This window comes from Kitasatospora sp. NPDC017646 (genome assembly GCF_044329365.1).
Taxonomy (GTDB): Bacteria; Actinomycetota; Actinomycetes; order Streptomycetales; family Streptomycetaceae; genus Kitasatospora.
Window position 1 is genome coordinate 73,496 of sequence record NZ_JBIRJC010000024.1, and the last position, 16,879, is coordinate 90,374.

General features: G+C 72.7%; 17 protein-coding genes. 5 read left to right on the top strand and 12 right to left on the bottom strand.

Annotated features, from left to right (window positions below):
• Positions 1-98: 98 nt before the first annotated feature.
• Positions 99-2,324 (bottom strand): ATP-dependent DNA helicase RecG, encoded by a 2,226-nt coding sequence (gene recG / locus ACH4J0_RS29825; RefSeq protein WP_396243719.1) that lies wholly within the window; start codon positions 2,322-2,324, stop codon positions 99-101.
• A gap of 82 nt (positions 2,325-2,406) precedes the next feature.
• Positions 2,407-4,140 (bottom strand): DAK2 domain-containing protein, encoded by a 1,734-nt coding sequence (locus ACH4J0_RS29830; RefSeq protein WP_396243720.1) that lies wholly within the window; start codon positions 4,138-4,140, stop codon positions 2,407-2,409.
• 248 nt (positions 4,141-4,388) lie between these two features.
• Here ACH4J0_RS29830 and rpmB point away from each other — a divergent pair, with 248 nt between their 5' ends.
• Entirely contained in the window at positions 4,389-4,574 is a 186-nt protein-coding gene (rpmB, locus tag ACH4J0_RS29835) for a 50S ribosomal protein L28 (protein WP_014138233.1), read from the top strand.
• 146 nt (positions 4,575-4,720) lie between these two features.
• On the opposite strand, the gene thiD is transcribed toward rpmB, so the two are convergent.
• The 3 genes from thiD to ACH4J0_RS29850 all read right to left on the bottom strand — a co-directional run bounded on the left by thiD (position 4,721) and on the right by ACH4J0_RS29850 (position 7,751).
• Positions 4,721-5,518 (bottom strand): bifunctional hydroxymethylpyrimidine kinase/phosphomethylpyrimidine kinase, encoded by a 798-nt coding sequence (thiD, locus tag ACH4J0_RS29840; RefSeq protein ID WP_396243721.1) that lies wholly within the window; start codon positions 5,516-5,518, stop codon positions 4,721-4,723.
• A 23-nt stretch (positions 5,519-5,541) separates the two neighbouring features.
• Complete coding sequence (locus ACH4J0_RS29845) at positions 5,542-6,567, bottom strand: ATP-dependent 6-phosphofructokinase (protein ID WP_396243722.1); 1,026 nt, start codon at positions 6,565-6,567, stop codon at positions 5,542-5,544.
• Positions 6,568-6,785: 218 nt separating this feature from the next.
• A complete protein-coding gene (locus tag ACH4J0_RS29850; RefSeq protein ID WP_396243723.1) occupies positions 6,786-7,751 on the bottom strand; it encodes a thiamine-phosphate kinase in 966 nt (321 codons plus the stop codon).
• A 229-nt stretch (positions 7,752-7,980) separates the two neighbouring features.
• Here ACH4J0_RS29850 and ACH4J0_RS29855 point away from each other — a divergent pair, with 229 nt between their 5' ends.
• Both ACH4J0_RS29855 and ACH4J0_RS29860 read left to right on the top strand, forming a co-directional pair.
• Entirely contained in the window at positions 7,981-8,214 is a 234-nt protein-coding gene (locus tag ACH4J0_RS29855; protein ID WP_270143814.1) for an Lrp/AsnC family transcriptional regulator, read from the top strand.
• A gap of 19 nt (positions 8,215-8,233) precedes the next feature.
• Positions 8,234-8,752, top strand: coding sequence for a DUF3515 domain-containing protein (locus tag ACH4J0_RS29860; RefSeq protein WP_396243724.1), 519 nt, complete (start codon positions 8,234-8,236; stop codon positions 8,750-8,752).
• 185 nt (positions 8,753-8,937) lie between these two features.
• Here the strand turns inward: ACH4J0_RS29860 and ACH4J0_RS29865 are convergent, their stop codons facing one another.
• The 3 genes from ACH4J0_RS29865 to ACH4J0_RS29875 all read right to left on the bottom strand — a co-directional run bounded on the left by ACH4J0_RS29865 (position 8,938) and on the right by ACH4J0_RS29875 (position 11,981).
• Positions 8,938-10,083, bottom strand: a complete 1,146-nt coding sequence (locus ACH4J0_RS29865; RefSeq protein WP_396243725.1) for a D-alanine--D-alanine ligase family protein — start codon at positions 10,081-10,083, stop codon at positions 8,938-8,940.
• Positions 10,084-10,149: 66 nt separating this feature from the next.
• Positions 10,150-11,133 (bottom strand): NAD(P)H-dependent glycerol-3-phosphate dehydrogenase, encoded by a 984-nt coding sequence (locus tag ACH4J0_RS29870; protein WP_396243741.1) that lies wholly within the window; start codon positions 11,131-11,133, stop codon positions 10,150-10,152.
• Between the two features lie 14 nt (positions 11,134-11,147).
• Positions 11,148-11,981, bottom strand: coding sequence for a lysophospholipid acyltransferase family protein (locus ACH4J0_RS29875; protein WP_396243726.1), 834 nt, complete (start codon positions 11,979-11,981; stop codon positions 11,148-11,150).
• A gap of 230 nt (positions 11,982-12,211) precedes the next feature.
• Between ACH4J0_RS29875 and cofC the strand changes: the two genes are divergently transcribed.
• Entirely contained in the window at positions 12,212-12,895 is a 684-nt protein-coding gene (gene cofC, locus ACH4J0_RS29880; RefSeq protein ID WP_396243727.1) for a 2-phospho-L-lactate guanylyltransferase, read from the top strand.
• A gap of 49 nt (positions 12,896-12,944) precedes the next feature.
• Positions 12,945-13,169, top strand: a complete 225-nt coding sequence (locus ACH4J0_RS29885) for a hypothetical protein (RefSeq protein ID WP_030288047.1) — start codon at positions 12,945-12,947, stop codon at positions 13,167-13,169.
• Positions 13,170-13,387: 218 nt separating this feature from the next.
• Here ACH4J0_RS29885 and ACH4J0_RS29890 read toward each other — a convergent pair whose 3' ends face one another.
• The 4 genes from ACH4J0_RS29890 to leuC form a co-directional block, all read right to left on the bottom strand.
• Entirely contained in the window at positions 13,388-14,098 is a 711-nt protein-coding gene (locus ACH4J0_RS29890; protein WP_396243728.1) for an HU family DNA-binding protein, read from the bottom strand.
• A gap of 133 nt (positions 14,099-14,231) precedes the next feature.
• The gene (locus ACH4J0_RS29895; protein ID WP_370863325.1) at positions 14,232-14,582 is read right to left on the bottom strand and encodes a hypothetical protein; all 351 of its coding nucleotides are present in this window, start codon (positions 14,580-14,582) and stop codon (positions 14,232-14,234) included.
• A gap of 182 nt (positions 14,583-14,764) precedes the next feature.
• Positions 14,765-15,361 carry a 3-isopropylmalate dehydratase small subunit gene (gene leuD, locus ACH4J0_RS29900; RefSeq protein ID WP_396243729.1) on the bottom strand — a complete coding sequence of 199 codons (597 nt, stop codon included), beginning with the start codon at positions 15,359-15,361 and terminating at the stop codon, positions 14,765-14,767.
• A 3-nt stretch (positions 15,362-15,364) separates the two neighbouring features.
• Complete coding sequence (gene leuC, locus ACH4J0_RS29905; protein WP_396243730.1) at positions 15,365-16,804, bottom strand: 3-isopropylmalate dehydratase large subunit; 1,440 nt, start codon at positions 16,802-16,804, stop codon at positions 15,365-15,367.
• Positions 16,805-16,879: the final 75 nt, after the last annotated feature.

Sequence of the window (16,879 nt, forward strand, 5' to 3'; positions counted from 1 at the left end):
CCCCAAGTGTCGTGCCAGGTACGCACCTTGAGGGTGCGTCCTGAACAACTCCATTCTCTCCCGGGGGTCTGACAATTCCGGGGGCTCCACGGCCCCGCTCAGCCCTTCTCCAGGTAGACCGCGCGGTCCTCGTCGAGCAGGCTCTCCAGCGCGGTGCGCAGCTCCGGGTGGGCGGCCAGGTCCGGGTCCTCGGCGACCAGCCGGGTGGCCTCGCTCCGGGCGGTCAGGATGACGTCCTCGTCCTCCAGCACCGAGAGCACCTTGAGCGAGGACTTCACCCCGGACTGCGCCTGGCCCAGCACGTCGCCCTCGCGGCGCTGTTCGAGGTCGATCCGGGAGAGCTCGAAGCCGTCCAGCGTGCCGGCCACCGCGTCCAGCCGGCTGCGGGCGGCGCTGCCCCCGGGCATCTCGCTGACCAGCAGGCACAGGCCCGCCGCGCTGCCCCGGCCGACCCGGCCGCGCAGCTGGTGGAGCTGGGAGACGCCGAAGCGGTCGGCGTCCATGATGACCATCACGGTGGAGTTGGGGACGTTCACGCCGACCTCGATGACGGTGGTGGCGACCAGGACGTCCACCTCCCCCGCCGCGAACCGTCGCATCACCTCGTCCTTGGCCTCCGGGGCGAGCCGGCCGTGCAGGATCTCCACCCGCAGGCCGCTCAGCGGACCCCGCACCAGCGTCTCGGCGGTCTCCACCACCGAGAGCGGGGGCCTCCGTTCGTCGCTCGCGGCGCCCGCGTCCGCGACCTCCTCGAAGTCCTCCTCGGCGGCCTTGCGCTTCTTCTTGCCGCCCTTCGCCGGAACGGCCGGCTCCTCGTCCCCGATCCGGGGGCAGACCACGTACGCCTGGTGGCCCTTGCCGACCTCCTCGCGGACCCGCTCCCAGGCCCGGGACAGGAAGTTGGGCTTCTCCAGCGCGGGGACGACGTGGGTGGAGATCGGCGAGCGGCCGGCCGGGAGCTGGTCCAGGACGGAGGTCTCCAGGTCCCCGAAGACGGTCATCGCGACGGTGCGCGGGATCGGGGTGGCGGTCATCACCAGCAGGTGCGGCGGCTGCTCGCCCTTGGCGCGCAGCGCGTCCCGCTGCTCGACGCCGAAGCGGTGCTGCTCGTCCACCACGACCAGGCCGAGGTCCTGGAACTGCACCTTGTCCTCGATCAGCGCGTGGGTGCCGATGGCGATCCCGGCGTCCCCGCAGGCCATGTCCAGCAGCGCCTGGCGGCGGGCCGCAACGCCCATCGAACCGGTCAGCAGCACCACCCGGGTACCCAGGTCGGCGCCGCCGAGCATGCCGCCCTCGGCGAGGTCGCCCATCATCTCGACGATCGAGCGGTGGTGCTGCTGGGCGAGCACCTCGGTGGGCGCGAGCAGCACGGCCTGGCCGCCGGCGTCCACCACGGCGAGCATGGCGCGCAGCGCGACCAGGGTCTTCCCGGAGCCGACCTCGCCCTGGAGCAGCCGGTGCATCGGGTGCTCGGTCGCCAGGTCGGCGGCGATCTCGGCGGAGACCTTCTGCTGGCCCTCGGTGAGGGTGAACGGCAACCGGGCGTCGAAGGCGTCCAGCAGTCCGCCCTCGCGGGCCCTGCGCGGCTTGGCGGGCAGGGCGGAGTCGGCGGCCCGGCGCTGGGCGAGGGCGACCTGGAGGACGAAGGCCTCGTCCCAGCGCAGCCGGCTCTGGGCGCGTTCGCGGTCGGCCTGGCTGCGCGGGCGGTGGATCAGCTCCAGCGCCTCGGGCAGCGGGATCAGGTCGTGCCGCTCTCGCAGTTCGGCGGGCAGCGGCTCGCCGACGTCGCCGAGGTGCTTGGTGAGGGCGGTCTCGATGCAGATGGACAGCTTCCAGCTGGGCATCTGCGCGCTGGCGCCGTACACCGGGATGAGCCGGCCGGCGAACTGCTGCGCCGCGTCCGACCCGGTGTCCTCGTCGAGCAGCTGGTAGTCGGGCGAGACCAGCTGACGGGTGCGGTTGAACACGCCGACCTTGCCGGCGAACAGGCCCTGGGCGCCGGCCTTGAGCTCCTTCTGCCGCCAGCCCTGGTTGAAGAAGACCAGCGAGAGCCGGCTGCGGCCGTCGGTGACGACGACCTCCAGCCGGTCGCCCTTGCGGCCGCGGAACGGGATCAGGGTGACCTTCTCGATCCGGGCCAGCACGGTGACGTGCTCGTCGATCTCCAGCTCGTCCAGGCTGGTGAGCTGGCCGCGTTCGACGTAGCGGCGCGGGTAGTGGTGCAGCAGGTCCCCGACCGTGCGCAGCTTGAGGCTGTCGGCGAGCACCTTGGCGGTGCGGTCGCCGACGAGCTTGGTCAGTGGTTCATCGAGAGCGCCCATCAGGCCCCTGTTTACACCACGGGACCGACGAACCGGGCCTCACGAAGGGCGACTCACTCCGCTCCGGTTCACCGGCCCCGGCTCACTCGACCCCGATGAGCAGCGGCGTGGACTCCTGCCCCCCGTGGAAGACCACCGAGTCCACCTCCGGCCGCTGCTGGCGGACGTGCGCCACCAGCCGGTCGGCGAGCGCCCGGTCGGCGCCCTCGCCGAGGATCAGGGTGACGAGTTCGCCGCCCGCACCGAGCATCCGGTCCAGCACGCTCTCACCGACCTCGGCCAGCCCGGCGCCGATCACCGCGACGTCGCCGTCGATCAGGCCCAGCACGTCGCCGGCCTGGCAGACCCCGGCCATGGTCCAGGACTCCCCCTCGGCGACGGCCAGTTCGGCGTACCGGGTGGCCCCGGCGGCGGAGGTCATGGCCACCACGTCCTCGTCGAAGCGCCGGCCGCCCTCGTGCACCGCGAGCGCCGCGAGGCCCTGCACCGGGGAGCGGGTGGGCAGTACGGCGATCCGCACGCCCTCCTCGCGCAGCTGGTCGGCGGCGGCGCCGGCAGCGGCGCGCAGTTCGGGGTCGTTGAGCAGCAGCACCACCTCGCGGGCGGCCGAGCCGCGCACGGCGTCGGCGAGTTCGGCGCTGGCCGGTCGGCGGTCCGGGTCGGCGTGCAGGACGACGGCGCCCGCCTGCTCGCAGAGTTCGGCCAGCCCCTCGCCGGAGACCACGGAGAGCACCGCGCGGGCCCGCTCCTCGCGTTCGCCGCGCTCGGCGGCGGTGCCGGCCCGGGCGGCGGCCTCCGCGAAGTGGGTGATCCGGATCTGGTGCGGGCGCCCCGCCTCGACCCCGGCCTCCACGGCGGCGCCCGCGTCGTCCACGTGGACGTGCACGTTCCACAGGCCGTCGCCGCCGCCGATCACCAGCGAGTCGCCGAGCCGCCCGAGCCGCTCGCGCAGCCCCGGCAGCGCCTCGTCCGGGGCGTCCAGCAGGTAGATGACCTCGAAGGCGGGGTGGCCGGGGCCCACGAGGGGGGCGTCGCGCAGCGATCCGAGCGCAGGGTGGCGGCGGGCGGCGGGTGGGCGCAGGTGCACCTCGCAGCCCTCCACCACCCGGACGTCCCCGCGCAGTGCGACCGGCCCCATCGGCTGCTGTCCGGTGACGGCGTCGGCGAGCGCGCCGAGGACGGCCACCAGGCCGCGCCCGCCGGCGTCCACCACCCCGTTCTCGGCCAGTACGGCGAGCTGTTCGGGGGTGTGCCGCAGCGCGTCCCGGGCGGCCCGGTGGGCGGTGTCGGCGACCTGCGCGAGCCCGTCCCCGGCCCGTACCGCCTCGCGGGCGGCGACCCGGGCGACGGTGAGCAGGGTGCCCTCGACGGGCTCCGCGACGGCCTGGTAGGCGGAGTCGGCGGCCCGCTGGAGGGCGGCCCGCAGCTGGTCGGCGCCGCCGCCCTCGGCGAGCTTCTCGGCGGTGCCGCGCAGCCACTGGGCGAGGATCACCCCGGAGTTGCCGCGGGCGCCGACCAGCGCGCCGCGGGCCATCGCCCGCACGGTGTCGGCCAGCCCGGGGGCCGGGGCGGCGGCGGGGTCGGCGAAGCGGCTCTCCACCTCGGCGGCGGCGGACTCGACGGTCAGGTAGAGGTTGGTGCCGGTGTCGCCGTCCGGGACGGGGTAGACGTTCAGCGCGTCGATCTCCTCGCGGGCCTGGCCGAGCGCGCGCAGGGCGAGCTGGCACCAGGTGCGCACGGCGGGGGCGTCGAGCGTGTGCAGCACCAGGTCTCCTCCGGATGGGACGCCGATATGGCCTGTCGAGCTGCAACACATCGAATGCAGCGGCGAGGGGTGGTACCCGCAGGTTATCGGGGGCCGGGGAGGGCCGCCGGGACCGGCGACCGGAGCGATCACTCGGCCGGTCATGGTAGTTTCGTGGGACGGAAGCAAGCGTTGTATGCTCTTCCGGTTGCCTGGAACCGTCCAGGCTCACCCCCTTATCCGGTCTGGTTCACGCGAGTGCTCCGGTGGGTGGGCGGGGTTTTCGAAAGTAACTGATCTGAAGTCTTGGAGTGACTCCTGTGGCTGCCAACTGCGACGTCTGCGGCAAGGGGCCGGGCTTCGGCAACAGCATCTCCCACTCTCACCGCCGTACCCCCCGTCGTTGGAACCCCAACATCCAGACGGTGCGCGCTGTGATTGGGCGGACGCCGAAGCGGCTCAACGTCTGCACCTCGTGCATCAAGGCCGGTAAGGTCTCGCGCTGACGCGCAGACCGGCATGCCGGTCCTCCAGTGAGTCGGTTCATCCCCGGATGGACCGGCTTCGCTGTTTCCGGGACCGGTCACGCTTTCCGGACGCATTCCAGTGATGGGCGGACCCCCTCGGGGGCCCGCCCATCACTGCGTTCCGGCTAGCGCCAGCGCCAGGCGTGGTCGACCGGGCCGATCCCGGCGCCCAGGGCGAAGCCCCCGGCGATCGCACCGGTGACGTACTCCTTGGCCGAGCCCACCGCCTCGGGCAGCGACTCGCCCTTGGCCAGGCCGGCCGCGATGGAGCTGGCCAGGGTGCATCCGGTGCCGTGGGTGTGCCGGTTGTCGTAGCGCGGCGCCCGGTACCAGTGGACCTCGCCGGGCCCGCCGTACAGCAGGTCGGCGGCCTCGCCCGCCAGGTGGCCGCCCTTGACGAGCACCCACTGCGGCCCGAGGTCCAGCAGCGCCTCGGCGGCGGCCAGCATCTGCGACTCGTCCTCGACGGTCCGGCCGGTGAGCTGCGTCACTTCGTGCAGGTTGGGGGTGACCACGGTGGCGACCGGCAGCAGCTTCTCCCGGACGGTGGCCACCGCCTCGGCGGCCAGCAGCGCGTCCCCGTGCTTGGAGACGCCGACCGGGTCGACCACCACCGGGGCGTCCACCCCGGAGAGCAGGTCGGCGACGGTCCCGACCAGCTCGGTCGAGGCGAGCATGCCGGTCTTCACGGCCTGCACCCCGATGTCGTCCACCACGCTGCGGAACTGCGCCCGGACGGCCTCGGCCGGCAGTTCCCAGTAGCCCTGGACGCCGAGGGAGTTCTGCGCGGTGACGGCGGTGATCACGCTCATGCCGTGGACGCCGAGGGCGAGCATCGCCTTGAGGTCGGCCTGGATGCCGGCGCCGCCGCCGGAGTCGGAGCCGGCGACGGTGAGGACGCGGGGAGGTGCGGTGGAGGACATGCCTCCAACCTACCTGCGGCGGTTCAGAGCACGGCCTCGGATTCCGCCCAGCGGTCCTCCGGCACCGTCTTCAGCCGGGTCACCGCGAGGCCGATCGGCAGCAGCTCGATGCCGGTCCGGCGCAGCGCGGTGAAGTGCCCGAACTCGCCCCGGTGGACCGCCTCCACCGCGTGCCAGCCGAAGCGGGTGGCGAGCACCCGGTCGCGGGCGGTCGGGGTGCCGCCGCGCTGGGTGTGGCCGAGGATGACCGGGCGGGCCTCCTTGCCGAGCAGGTCCTCCAGCTCGTGGGCGAGCCGGTTGCCGATCCCGCCGAAGGTGCGGTGGCCGTACTGGTCGACGTCACCGTGGTCGAAGCGCATGGTGCCGGGCACCGGGGCGGCGCCCTCGGCGACGGCGATGATGGCGAACTTCTTGCCGCGGTCGAAGCGGTCCTCGACCATCCGGGCCACCGCCTCGATGTCGAAGGGCTTCTCCGGGATCAGGATGCCGTGGGCGCCGGCGGCCATGCCCGCGGTGAGGGTGATCCAGCCGGTGTGCCGTCCCATCAACTCGACCACCATGACGCGCTGGTGGGACTCGGCGGTGGTCTTCAGCCGGTCGATCGCCTCGGTGGCCACGTGCACCGCGGTGTCGAAGCCGAAGGTGACGTCGGTGGCGTCGATGTCGTTGTCGATGGTCTTGGGCACCGCGACGACGGGCAGCCCGGCGTCACTGAACAGCTTGGCGGCGGTCAGCGTCCCCTCGCCGCCGATCGCGATCAGCGCGTCGATGCCGATGTCCCGGGCCAGCGTCCCGGCGTTCTCCACCGCCCAGGCGATCCGCTCGCGCTGCACCCGGGCCGAGCCCAGGATGGTGCCCCCGAGGGTGAGCAGGCCGGTGACGTCGTCGTGCGTGACCGGCCGGGTGCGACCCTCGATGAAACCGAGGAAGCCGTCCTGGATGCCCACGATCTCGTCGCCGTGGACGTCCGTGCCCCGGTGCACGACCGAGCGGATCACCGCGTTGAGGCCGGGGCAGTCGCCGCCGCTGGTCAGTACACCGATGCGCATGTGTGGTGTGCTCCCGCTCGCAGTGGATCGGACCAGCCGCGCCGGACGGCGGGCGGCCTCGGATGGCGCAAGCCTACGCACAACGCATCCTCGAAGCCCGCCGCCGCAACGCCCGGAGCGTCACGCGCCGCACCGGCGTCCACGCTCCGTCAGCCGTACTCCGTACGTCAGTCGGCGAAGTGCGCCACCCGGCGATCTGCGTCACCCGGCGACGCACCTCACTCGGCGAAGTGGTCCCAGCCGCCGACCCGGTCCCAGGGCGCGCCGTCCACCGTCACCCGGCCGCTGCGCGAGCCCCGCGGACGTCCGGTCACCTCGCCCACAACCCGCCAGCGGGAAGGGAGTTGGACCCCGCGCGGGAAGGTCGCCACGATCGCGTGGTCCTCGCCGCCGGACAGCACCCAGACCAACGGGTCCACCCCGACCGCCTGTCCGATGTCGGCCATCTGCGCCGGGACGTCGAAGTCGGCGGCCTTCAGGTCGATGTCCACCTCGCTGGCCCGGGCCACGTGGCCGAGGTCGGCGACCAGCCCGTCGCTCACGTCGATCATCGAGGTCGCGCCCAACTCGGCCGCGGCCGGGCCCGCGTGGTACGGCGGCTCGGGCCGGCGGTGCGCCTCGACGAAGGCGCGCGGGGAGCGGAAGCCGCGCTGCAGCACGGTCAGTCCGGCCGCGGACCAGCCCAGCCAGCCGCTCACCGCGACCACGTCTCCGACCTGGGCGCCGGAGCGCGTCACCGCCGCGCGCCCCTGGAGGTCGCCGAGCGCCGTGATCGCCAGCGTGACGGTGTCGCCGCGCACCACGTCGCCGCCGACCACCGTCGCCCCGGCGACCTGGCATTCGTCGCGCAGCCCGTCCATCAGCTCGGTGGCCCAGGTGGTCGGCAGGTCGGCGGGGGCGACCAGCCCGAGCAGTATCGCGGTCGGCACCGCGCCCATCGCGGCCACGTCGGCGAGGTTCTGGGCGGCGGCCTTGCGGCCCACGTCGTAGGCGGTGGACCAGTCCCGGCGGAAGTGCCGGTTCTCGATCAGGACGTCCGTGGTGGCCACCACCCGGCCGTCCGGGGCCTTCACCACCGCGGCGTCGTCCCCGGGGCCGAGGTCGACCGCGTCGGTGAGCGGTACCCGGGAGGTCAGCTCCCTGATGAGGCCGAACTCGCCGAGCTCGCCCACGGTCCCCTGCATCTGCGTCCTCTCGCCTTTCCTGCCCGGATGGCGCCGCCATCCGGATTCCAGTCCCCGTAGCGCTCCCCCGCGCGCAGCGTACGCCCTTCGGGGGTGCGGAAGTCTCCCCTCCCCGGCCCACTGCGCGGTAGCGTGGTGATCAGCCTGCCGGTGAGCCCGCGTCCACCCCTGCCCCAGACCGGGCGATCACGGCGGCGATCCCCTCCAACCGGCCGCCGGGAGGTCACCCGTGGTACAGGCATACATCCTGATCCAGACCGAGGTAGGGAAGGCCACTGCGGTGGCCGAGACCATCTCGAAGATTCCCGGCGTGATCACCGCCGAGGACGTCACCGGTCCGTACGACGTGATCGTCAAGGCCGAGGCCGAGACGGTGGACGACCTGGGCCGCATGGTGGTCGCCAAGGTCCAGAAGGTGGAGGGCATCACCCGCACCCTCACCTGTCCGGTGGTCCATCTGTAGCCCCGGCTACCATCGGCGGGTGGCCAGAGAACTCCGCATCCCCGAGGCGCTGACCGCGCTTCCCGCGCCGGTCCGCTGGCTGGCCCTTCCCGTCGTGCTGACCTGCACCGTGGTGGCGCTGGTCGGCAGTTGGAGTTCGGCCGACCCGGCCGTCGAGGTGCCGCAGCCCTCCGGCCGGGCGGCCGGGTACTGCCGGGCGCTGGCCGCGGCGCTGCCGCAGGAACTGCTCGGCCACGCCCGCGAGGACCCGTCGCCCGCCTCGCCGTACGTGGCCGCCTGGAGCAGTTCGCCCCGGACGGTGCTGCGCTGCGGCGTCGACCGGCCGGAGGAGCTGAACGGCGAGCACGCCGAGGACTGGTCCCCGACCGTCGACGACGTCACCTGGTGGTCGAAGAAGCTCAGCGACGGCGGCTACCGCTTCGTGACGACCATGCGCGCCGCCTACGTCGAGGTGACCGTCCCCGCCGGAGCCGCGCAGAACCCCTTCGATCCGGCCGCCGCGCTGACCCCGGCGGTCAAGGCCAACATCCCGGGCTGAACCGTCGCGAGCGGGCGAGTTCCCGCCCCGGGCCGAAGGGGCGCGCCGGTGCCGAAAGGGAGAAGCGCGGCACGAGCGCCGGAGCGCCGACCGTCGGCACCGGGTCCGCAACGCCCCGGAGGCGAGCGGGCGGGTGGCCCCGCGGGCCGGGAGGTCCCGGCCCGCGCGCGACGGGTGCGGGTCCGCTACCGGAGCCCGGTCGAGCGGCGCAGCGCGGTCTGCAGCAGCCGGTCGATCAGCTCCGCGTACGAGACGCCGGTGGCCTCCCACATCTTCGGGTAGGCGGAGATCGGGGTGAAGCCCGGCATGGTGTTGATCTCGTTGATCATCCAGCTGCCGTCCTCCAGCAGGAAGAAGTCCACCCGGGCCAGGCCCTCGCAGCCGAAGGCCTCGAACGCGGCCACCGCCTGGCGCCGGATCTCCGCGACCTCCTCCTCGGTCAGCTCGGCCGGGATCCGGACCTCGGAGGAGTCGATGTACTTGGCCTCGAAGTCGTAGAAGTCGAAGCCCTCGCCGACCAGCACCTCGGCCGGGACGCTGGCCCGCGGGCCGTCCTCGAACTCCAGCACGCCGCACTCGATCTCGCGACCGGACACGCCCGCCTCGATGATCAGCTTGGGGTCGTGCCGGCGGGCCTCCTCGATCGCCGCGTCCAGGTCGGCCAGGTCCCGGACCTTGGTGATGCCGATGCTGGAACCGGCCCGGCAGGGCTTCACGAACACCGGCAGGCCGAGTTCGGCGACCCGCTCGCGCACGTCGGCGCGGCCCTGCTCGGTCTCCCAGTCGCGCGGCCGCACGATCGTGTAGTGGCCGACGCCCAGACCGTGCGAGGCCAGGATCCGCTTGGCGAACTCCTTGTCCATGCCGGCCGCGCTGGCCAGCACGCCGTTGCCGACGTACGGGACGCCGGAGAGCTCCAGCAGGCCTTGGAGGGTGCCGTCCTCGCCCCACGGGCCGTGCAGCAGCGGGAACACCACGTCGACCTCGCCGAGGGCCTTGGGGGCGCTGCCCGGCTCGCTCAGCAGCACCTCACGGCTGCCGGGGGAGACCGGCAGCGCGACCTGCCCGTCGACGGCCTCGGCGACGTGCGCCACGTCCGGCAGCCTGCCGTCGGTGATCGCCATCCGGGCCGGCTCGTCGCTGGTCAGCGCCCAGCGGCCCTCGTGGGTGATGCCGATCGGCAGCACGTCGTACTTGTCGCGGTCGATCGCCCGGAGAACGCTGCCCGCGGTGGAGACCGAGATCGCGTGCTCGGAGCTGCGCCCGCCGAAGACCAGCGCCACGCGGGGCTTCCGGGCGGAGGGGTTCGGGGAGGTCTGTTCGATGCTCATATCGCGTTCGAGACTACCGTGCGAGGTGTTTCCGGGAAGTCAGCGCCTTCCCGGAGCCCCGTCGCGTCAGCGCCGCTCCGCCTTGGCCGAGCGCGACATCAGCGCCTGCAGCGCCTCCTGGGTCGGTCGCCCGTTGTGCACCACGTCCACCACGGCCTCGACGATCGGCATGTCGACCCCGCTGCGCCGGGCCAGGTCCAGTACCGACTCGCAGGACTTGACGCCCTCCGCGGTCTGCCGGGTGGCCGCGATGGTCTCGGCCAGCGACATGCCCCGGCCCAGGTTCATGCCGAAGGTGTTGTTGCGCGAGAGCGGCGAGGAACAGGTGGCGACCAGGTCGCCCATCCCGGCCAGCCCCGCGAAGGTGTGCGGGTCGGCGCCCAGCACCTCGCCGAGCCGGGTGGTCTCGGCCAGCCCGCGGGTGATCAGCGTCGCCTTGGTGTTGTCGCCGAGCCCCATGCCGGCCGCCATGCCGACGGCCAGCCCGATCACGTTCTTGACCGCACCGCCGAGTTCACAACCGATCACGTCGGTGTTGGTGTAGGGCCGGAAGTACGGCGTGTGGCAGGCCGCCTGGAGCCGCTTGGCGACCGACTCGTCGGTGCAGGCCACCACGCTGGCGGCGGGCTGCCGGTTGGCGATCTCCTTGGCCAGGTTGGGCCCGCTGACCACCGCGACCCGCCCCGGGCCGACCTTGGCCACCTCGTCGATGACCTCGCTCATCCGCTTGGCGGTGCCGAGTTCGATGCCCTTCATCAGGCTCACCAGCACGGTCTGCGGCTCGATCAGCGGCGCCCAGGCGGCCAGGTTGTCGCGAAGCGTCTGCGAGGGCACCACGAGCACCGCGAAGTCGGCGCCGGCCAGCGCCTCGGCGGCGTCGGTGGTGGCCCGCACGGAGTCGGGCAGCCGGACGCCCGGCAGGTAGTCCGGGTTCTCGTGGGTGGTGTTGACGGCGTCCACCAGCTCCTGGCGGCGGGCCCAGAGCACGACCTCGCAGCCCGCGTCGGCCAGCACCATCGCGAACGCGGTGCCCCAGGAGCCGGTCCCCATCACGGCGCAGCGGGTCACCGGCCCGTCCCCTCACCGTCGTTGTCGTCCGGGGCGCCCTTGGCCCGACGGCGCTCGGCCAGCGCGGCGGCGGCCCGCTCGCGGGCGGCCCTGCGCATGTCGTAGCGCTCGGCCGGCGGCTGCTCTCCGCGGATGTCGGCCAGCACGGCGGTGATCGCCGCCATGATGTCCTCGGTGGCGTCGTTGAGCACCTGGGCGGTGAGCTCCTGGCCCCGGTACCTGCTCAGGTCCACCGCCGGCCCGGCCGCCACGGTCACCCGGTGCCGCGGGAACAGGTTGAACTTGCCCTTGCCGTAACCGGCCCGGCCGTACGGCGGGATGATCTCGTGGGCGCCCCAGTGCGCGACCGGGATGACCGGCGCACCGGTCATCAGCGCGACCCGGGCGACCCCGTTCTTGCCGGTCATCGGCCACAGGTCCGGATCCCGGGTGAGCGTTCCCTCCGGGTAGAACTGCACGCACTGGCCGTTGTTGACGGCGTCGATCGCGGCCCGAAAAGCCTGTGCGGCGTCGGTGGACTCACGGAACACCGGAATCTGACCGGTCTTGCGCAGCATGAATCCGATGAAGGGAATCGAGAACAGCGAGGACTTACCGAGAATCCGCGGTGGACGCCCGCTGTTGTACTGCCAGTGCGCGTAGATCACCGGGTCGATGATCGAATTGTGGTTCACCGCGGCGATGAAGCCGCCCTGCTTCGGAATGTGCTCCCAGCCCCGCCAGTCGGGCTTCACCAGGGCGGTCGTCACCGGCTTCACCAGCACGGCCGCGAAGCGGTACCAGATGCCGTAGTCGGCGTTGCCGAACTTGGCGTACGAGCGGCGGGCCACCCCAGCTCCTTCTCTTTCGATGCGGCACGTGGGGTGCCGCGGTCATAGCCTCCCGGTGCCGCGCACCACTGCGACCGGGGCCCGGCGCACGGGCGCGGAACAGTGTCGCCCGCCTGCTCACCGGCTGTCGAGCGACCGCGCCAACCCGCCGGGCGGGCGTGATCAAACGCACGTCCGCACAGCTCGGACGGCCTGGCGAGGGCTCCGGCACCGGCGTCACAATGACGCCGATGACCCAGGACACCGTACGCCCCAGCGGGACCGTCGCGCCCGCCGCACCCGCCGCCGCCTGGTCGCTGGTGCTGCCGCTCAAGCCGCTCGCCCTGGCGAAGAGCCGACTGGCCCCGTACGCGGGGCCGCACCGGGCCGACCTGGCCCTGTCCTTCGCCCTCGACACGGTCACCGCCGCACTGGCCACCCCGGGCGTCGCGCGCGTCCTGGTGGTCACCCGGGACGCCACCGCCGGCGCCCGGCTGGCCGCGCTCGGCGCCCTGGTCGTCGCGGACGAACCCGAGGGCGGCCTCAACCGGGCGCTGGCGCACGGCGCCTCGGCCGCCCTGGCGCTCTCCCCGCGGGCACCGCTGGCCGCCCTCTCGGCGGACCTGCCGGCCCTGCGCCCCGCCGAACTCGCCCGGGTGCTGGGCGCGGTGCCGCCGGACGGCCGGGCCTTCCTGCCCGACTCCCCGGGCCTGGGCACCACCCTGCTCGCCAGCGCTCCCGGCCGCCCGCTCTCCCCCGCCTTCGGGGACGGTTCACGGGCCCGGCACGCGGCCGGCGGGGCGCTCGAACTGCGCCTGACCGGCGTGGAGTCGGTGCGCCGGGACGTCGACACCCGGACCGACCTCGGCGAGGCGGCGGCGCTCGGCCTCGGCCCTTACACCCGTGCGCTGTTCGCCCGCATGGGCCGTTCCTGATCCGCTCCTGAGCAGCGGGCCCGCTGCGGCCGCTCGCTATGCTGCTGGCATGCAGGCCACCGCGTTCACCTTCGACCCCGCCACCCGGGCCGGCTCCGTGCTGCTCGACGACGGGACCCCGGTGCCGTTCGACGCGGCCGCCTTCGACGCCGGCGGCCTGCGGCTGCTGCGGCCCGGCCAGCGGGTGCGCATCCGCACCGAGGGCACCGGCGAGGCCCGCCGGGTGGTCTTCGTGACCCTCCAGACCTTCCCCGACCCCGCCGACGGGCGCTGACCCCGTCGGGCTCCGGCTTCCCCGCCGTTACCGCCGTTCCCGGCTTTCCCGTGGTCGGCGCTGGTCCTCCGCGGTCCTCCGCGCCCGGCCGACGGCCGCCGTCGAATCCTGACTGAGCGCCCGGAAACCGAGAGAGCCGCGGCCACCCGGTCTCCGCGTTCGCGGAAGGGGTGCCGCGGCTCTGAGCCGAAGGCCGTCCGAGGACAGTCGCGCGGGACTTACTTGGCGGAGGTCTTGCGCGCGGTGGTCTTGCGGGTGGCGGTCTTCTTCGCCGGCGCCGTCTTCTTGGCCGCGGCGGTCGCCTTCTTGGCGGTGGCCGTGGTCTTCTTGGCGGCGGCGGCCGGGGTCGCCTTCTTGGTGGCGGCCGTCTTCTTGGTCGCGGCGGCCGTGGTCTTCTTGGCGGCGGCCGGGGTCGCCTTCTTCGCGGCGGTCGCCTTCTTCGCGGCGGTGGCCGTGGTCTTCTTGGCGGCAGCCGTGGTGGTCGCCTTCTTGGCAGCGGTCTTCTTGGTCGCGGCCGGGGCGGCGGCAGCAGCGGTGGCGGCGCGCTTGGTGGCGGCACGCTTGGCGGCCGGGGTCGCGGCGACACCGGTCTTGCCCGGGGTGAGGGAGCCCTTGGGGGCCTTCTTCACCGAGGGGCCTTCCTTCGGCAGCTTCTTGCTGCCGCTGACCAGGTCCTTGAAGCCCTGGCCCGGACGGAAGCGGGGGACCGAGGTCTTCTTGACCTTGACCCGCTCGCCGGTCTGCGGGTTGCGGGCGAAGCGCGCGGAGCGCTCCACCTTCTCGAAGGTGCCGAAACCGGTGACCGAAACCCGGTCACCGGCCACAACGGCACGGACCATGGTGTCGAGCACTGCGTCGACGGCCTCTGCGGCAGCCTTGCGACCGCCCAGCTGCTCGGCCACCGCTTCGACAAGCTGAGCCTTGTTCACGTCTTCCCCTTCGGAAACGGGCGCCGGATGATTCCATCCGTTCTTTTCGCACGTTAGGTATGTATCTGCGGACTTTCAATTACCAAACGCGCGAATCACCCTAGTGTCGCAATGGATTTGCGCGTCCGCGACCTCAGTCGAGCGGCGGGTGCCCCTCGTCGAGGTCATGTACAAAGCGACTCAACCGCCTTGCCGCCTCCGGAAGATCGCGCTTGGCGGTCTCCGTGACGATGAGCAGTTGACGGGTGAGAGCGGTCTTTGCATCGACAGACACGTTCAGCGCATGCACGCGGGCGTGAGCTTGCTTCAACCGCTCGGCCACGAGCGCGTAGAGCGCTGCGACTTCCGGGTCGTCCGGCGCCTCAGCTGGTGTTGCGGAGGTGACGTCCGGCCGATCGTCAATTCGGCGTTCGGATCCCCGGCCCATGGACTCCTCGGACGCGGGTTCGCCGCCCGCGTACGGAGGTTCATGGTGCCGGTGCATGTACTGATTGTGCCATCTACCCGCAGTTGTACTTGCGCGGGGCCCTCTTCCGCAAAGCCGAATGGGCAATCCGGGGAGGACCCGGCGCTAACTCGTGCTCCGGAACGCCGGATGGCCCGGCCCCCCCGAGGGGGAGCGCGGGCCATCCGGTGGATCGTCAGAATGCTTGTTCTGAAGGGAACTCAGGAGACCGGCAGAGTACGGGGCTTGAACGCCGGACGGGTAGCCTCGTAGGCGGCGATGTCGGCCTCGTTCTGCAGGGTGATGCTGATGTCGTCCAGCCCGTTGAGCAGCCGCCACCGGACGTTGTCGTCCAGTTCGAAGGGCGCGGTGACGCCTTCGGCCCGAACTTCCCGCTTCTCCAGATCAACGGTGATCTCGGCCGAAGGGTCACTCTCGGTGAGCGACCAGAGTCGTTCCACGGTCTCCTGCGGCAGCACGACGGTCAGCAGGCCGTTCTTCAGCGAGTTGCCGCGGAAGATGTCGGCGAAGCGCGAGGAGATGACCGCGTGGAAGCCGTAGTTCTGCAGCGCCCAGACGGCGTGCTCACGGGAGGAGCCGGTGCCGAACTCGGGGCCGGCCACCAGGACGGTGGCGCCCCGGCGCTCGGGCCGGTTGAGGATGAACGACTCGTCCTTGCGCCAGGCCTCGAACAGCCCGTCCTCGAAACCGGATCGGGTGACCTTCTTGAGCCAATGGGCGGGGATGATCTGGTCGGTGTCCACGTTGCTGCGGCGCAGCGGGACGGCCCGGCCGGTGTGGGTGGTGAACTTCTCCATGGCTCAGGCCTCCACGGCGACGTCGACGAAACGGTCGGACAGGTCGGACAGGTCGGACGGGGACGCCAGGCGGCCCAGGACGGCGGTCGCGGCGGCGACCTGCGGGGAGACCAGGTGGGTGCGGCCGCCCTTGCCCTGCCTGCCCTCGAAGTTGCGGTTCGAGGTGGAGGCGCAGCGCTCGCCGGGGGCGAGCTGGTCGGGGTTCATGCCCAGGCACATCGAGCAACCGGCGTGCCGCCATTCGGCCCCGGCGGCGGTGAACACCTTGTCCAGGCCCTCCTCCACGGCCTGCAGCGCGACCCGGACGGATCCGGGGACGACCAGCATCCGTACCCGGTCGGCGACCCTGCGGCCCTCCAGGACGGCGGCCGCGGCGCGCAGGTCCTCGATCCGGCCGTTGGTGCAGGAGCCGACGAAGACGGCGTCCACGGCGACCTCGCGCAGCGGGGTGCCGGCCTCCAGGCCCATGTACTTCAGGGCGTTCTCGGCGGCCACGCGCTCCTGCGGGTCGGCGAAGTCCTCGGGGTGGGGGACGTTCGAGCCGAGCGGGGCGCCCTGACCGGGGTTGGTGCCCCAGGTGACGAACGGGGTCAGCTCGCCCGCGTCGATGAACACCTCGTGGTCGAAGACCGCGTCCTCGTCGGTGACCAGGGTCCGCCAGTACTCGACGGCGGCGTCCCAGTCCTCGCCCTGCGGGGCGTGCGGGCGGCCCTTGAGGTACGCGAAGGTGGTCTCGTCCGGGGCGATCATGCCGGCCCGGGCACCCGCCTCGATCGACATGTTGCAGACGGTCATCCGGGCCTCCATGGACAGGCTCCGGATCGCCGAACCGCGGTACTCCAGGACGTAGCCCTGGCCGCCGCCGGTACCGATCTTCGCGATGACGGCCAGGATCAGGTCCTTGGCCGTGACGCCCTCGGGCAGTTCGCCCTCGACGGTGACCGCCATGGTCCTGAACGGCGCCAGCGGCAGGGTCTGGGTGGCCAGCACGTGTTCGACCTGGCTGGTGCCGATGCCGAACGCCAGCGCGCCGAAGGCGCCGTGGGTGGAGGTGTGGGAGTCGCCGCAGACCACGGTGGTGCCGGGCTGGGTCAGGCCGAGCTGGGGGCCGACCACGTGCACCACGCCCTGCTCGACGTCGCCGAGCGAGTGGATCCGGACTCCGAACTCGGCCGCGTTGCGGCGCAGGGTCTCCAGCTGCACCCGGGAGACCGGGTCGGCGATCGGCTTGTCGATGTCCAGGGTCGGGGTGTTGTGGTCCTCGGTGGCGATCGTCAGATCGGTGCGGCGGACCTTGCGGCCGGCCAGCCGCAGCCCGTCGAAGGCCTGGGGGCTGGTGACCTCGTGGAGCAGGTGCAGGTCGATGAACAGGAGGTCGGGCTCGCCCTCCGCGCGCCGCACGACGTGGTCGTCCCAGACCTTCTCTGCGAGTGTCCGTCCCATCGGATTCCCTCCAGCCGGCCGCGTTGCCGGCCTTCTCGTGTCGTCGGGGTCACTGCGTGCGCCGTCCGTGCGGAG

Excerpts from the sequence above, each read along its gene's own strand:
- ACH4J0_RS29895 (WP_370863325.1), bottom strand. The coding sequence starts at position 14,582 with ATGCACCGGCACCATGAACCTCCGTACGCGGGCGGCGAACCCGCGTCC.
- ACH4J0_RS29845 (WP_396243722.1), bottom strand. The coding sequence starts at position 6,567 with ATGCGCATCGGTGTACTGACCAGCGGCGGCGACTGCCCCGGCCTCAAC.
- leuD (WP_396243729.1), bottom strand. The coding sequence starts at position 15,361 with ATGGAGAAGTTCACCACCCACACCGGCCGGGCCGTCCCGCTGCGCCGC.
- ACH4J0_RS29865 (WP_396243725.1), bottom strand. The coding sequence starts at position 10,083 with ATGAGCATCGAACAGACCTCCCCGAACCCCTCCGCCCGGAAGCCCCGC.
- ACH4J0_RS29830 (WP_396243720.1), bottom strand. The coding sequence starts at position 4,140 with ATGTGTTGCAGCTCGACAGGCCATATCGGCGTCCCATCCGGAGGAGAC.
- leuC (WP_396243730.1), bottom strand. The coding sequence starts at position 16,804 with ATGGGACGGACACTCGCAGAGAAGGTCTGGGACGACCACGTCGTGCGG.
- thiD (WP_396243721.1), bottom strand. The coding sequence starts at position 5,518 with ATGTCCTCCACCGCACCTCCCCGCGTCCTCACCGTCGCCGGCTCCGAC.
- ACH4J0_RS29885 (WP_030288047.1), top strand. The coding sequence starts at position 12,945 with ATGCAGGCCACCGCGTTCACCTTCGACCCCGCCACCCGGGCCGGCTCC.
- ACH4J0_RS29870 (WP_396243741.1), bottom strand. The coding sequence starts at position 11,133 with ATGGGGACCGGCTCCTGGGGCACCGCGTTCGCGATGGTGCTGGCCGAC.
- cofC (WP_396243727.1), top strand. The coding sequence starts at position 12,212 with ATGACCCAGGACACCGTACGCCCCAGCGGGACCGTCGCGCCCGCCGCA.
- recG (WP_396243719.1), bottom strand. The coding sequence starts at position 2,324 with ATGGGCGCTCTCGATGAACCACTGACCAAGCTCGTCGGCGACCGCACC.
- ACH4J0_RS29850 (WP_396243723.1), bottom strand. The coding sequence starts at position 7,751 with ATGCAGGGGACCGTGGGCGAGCTCGGCGAGTTCGGCCTCATCAGGGAG.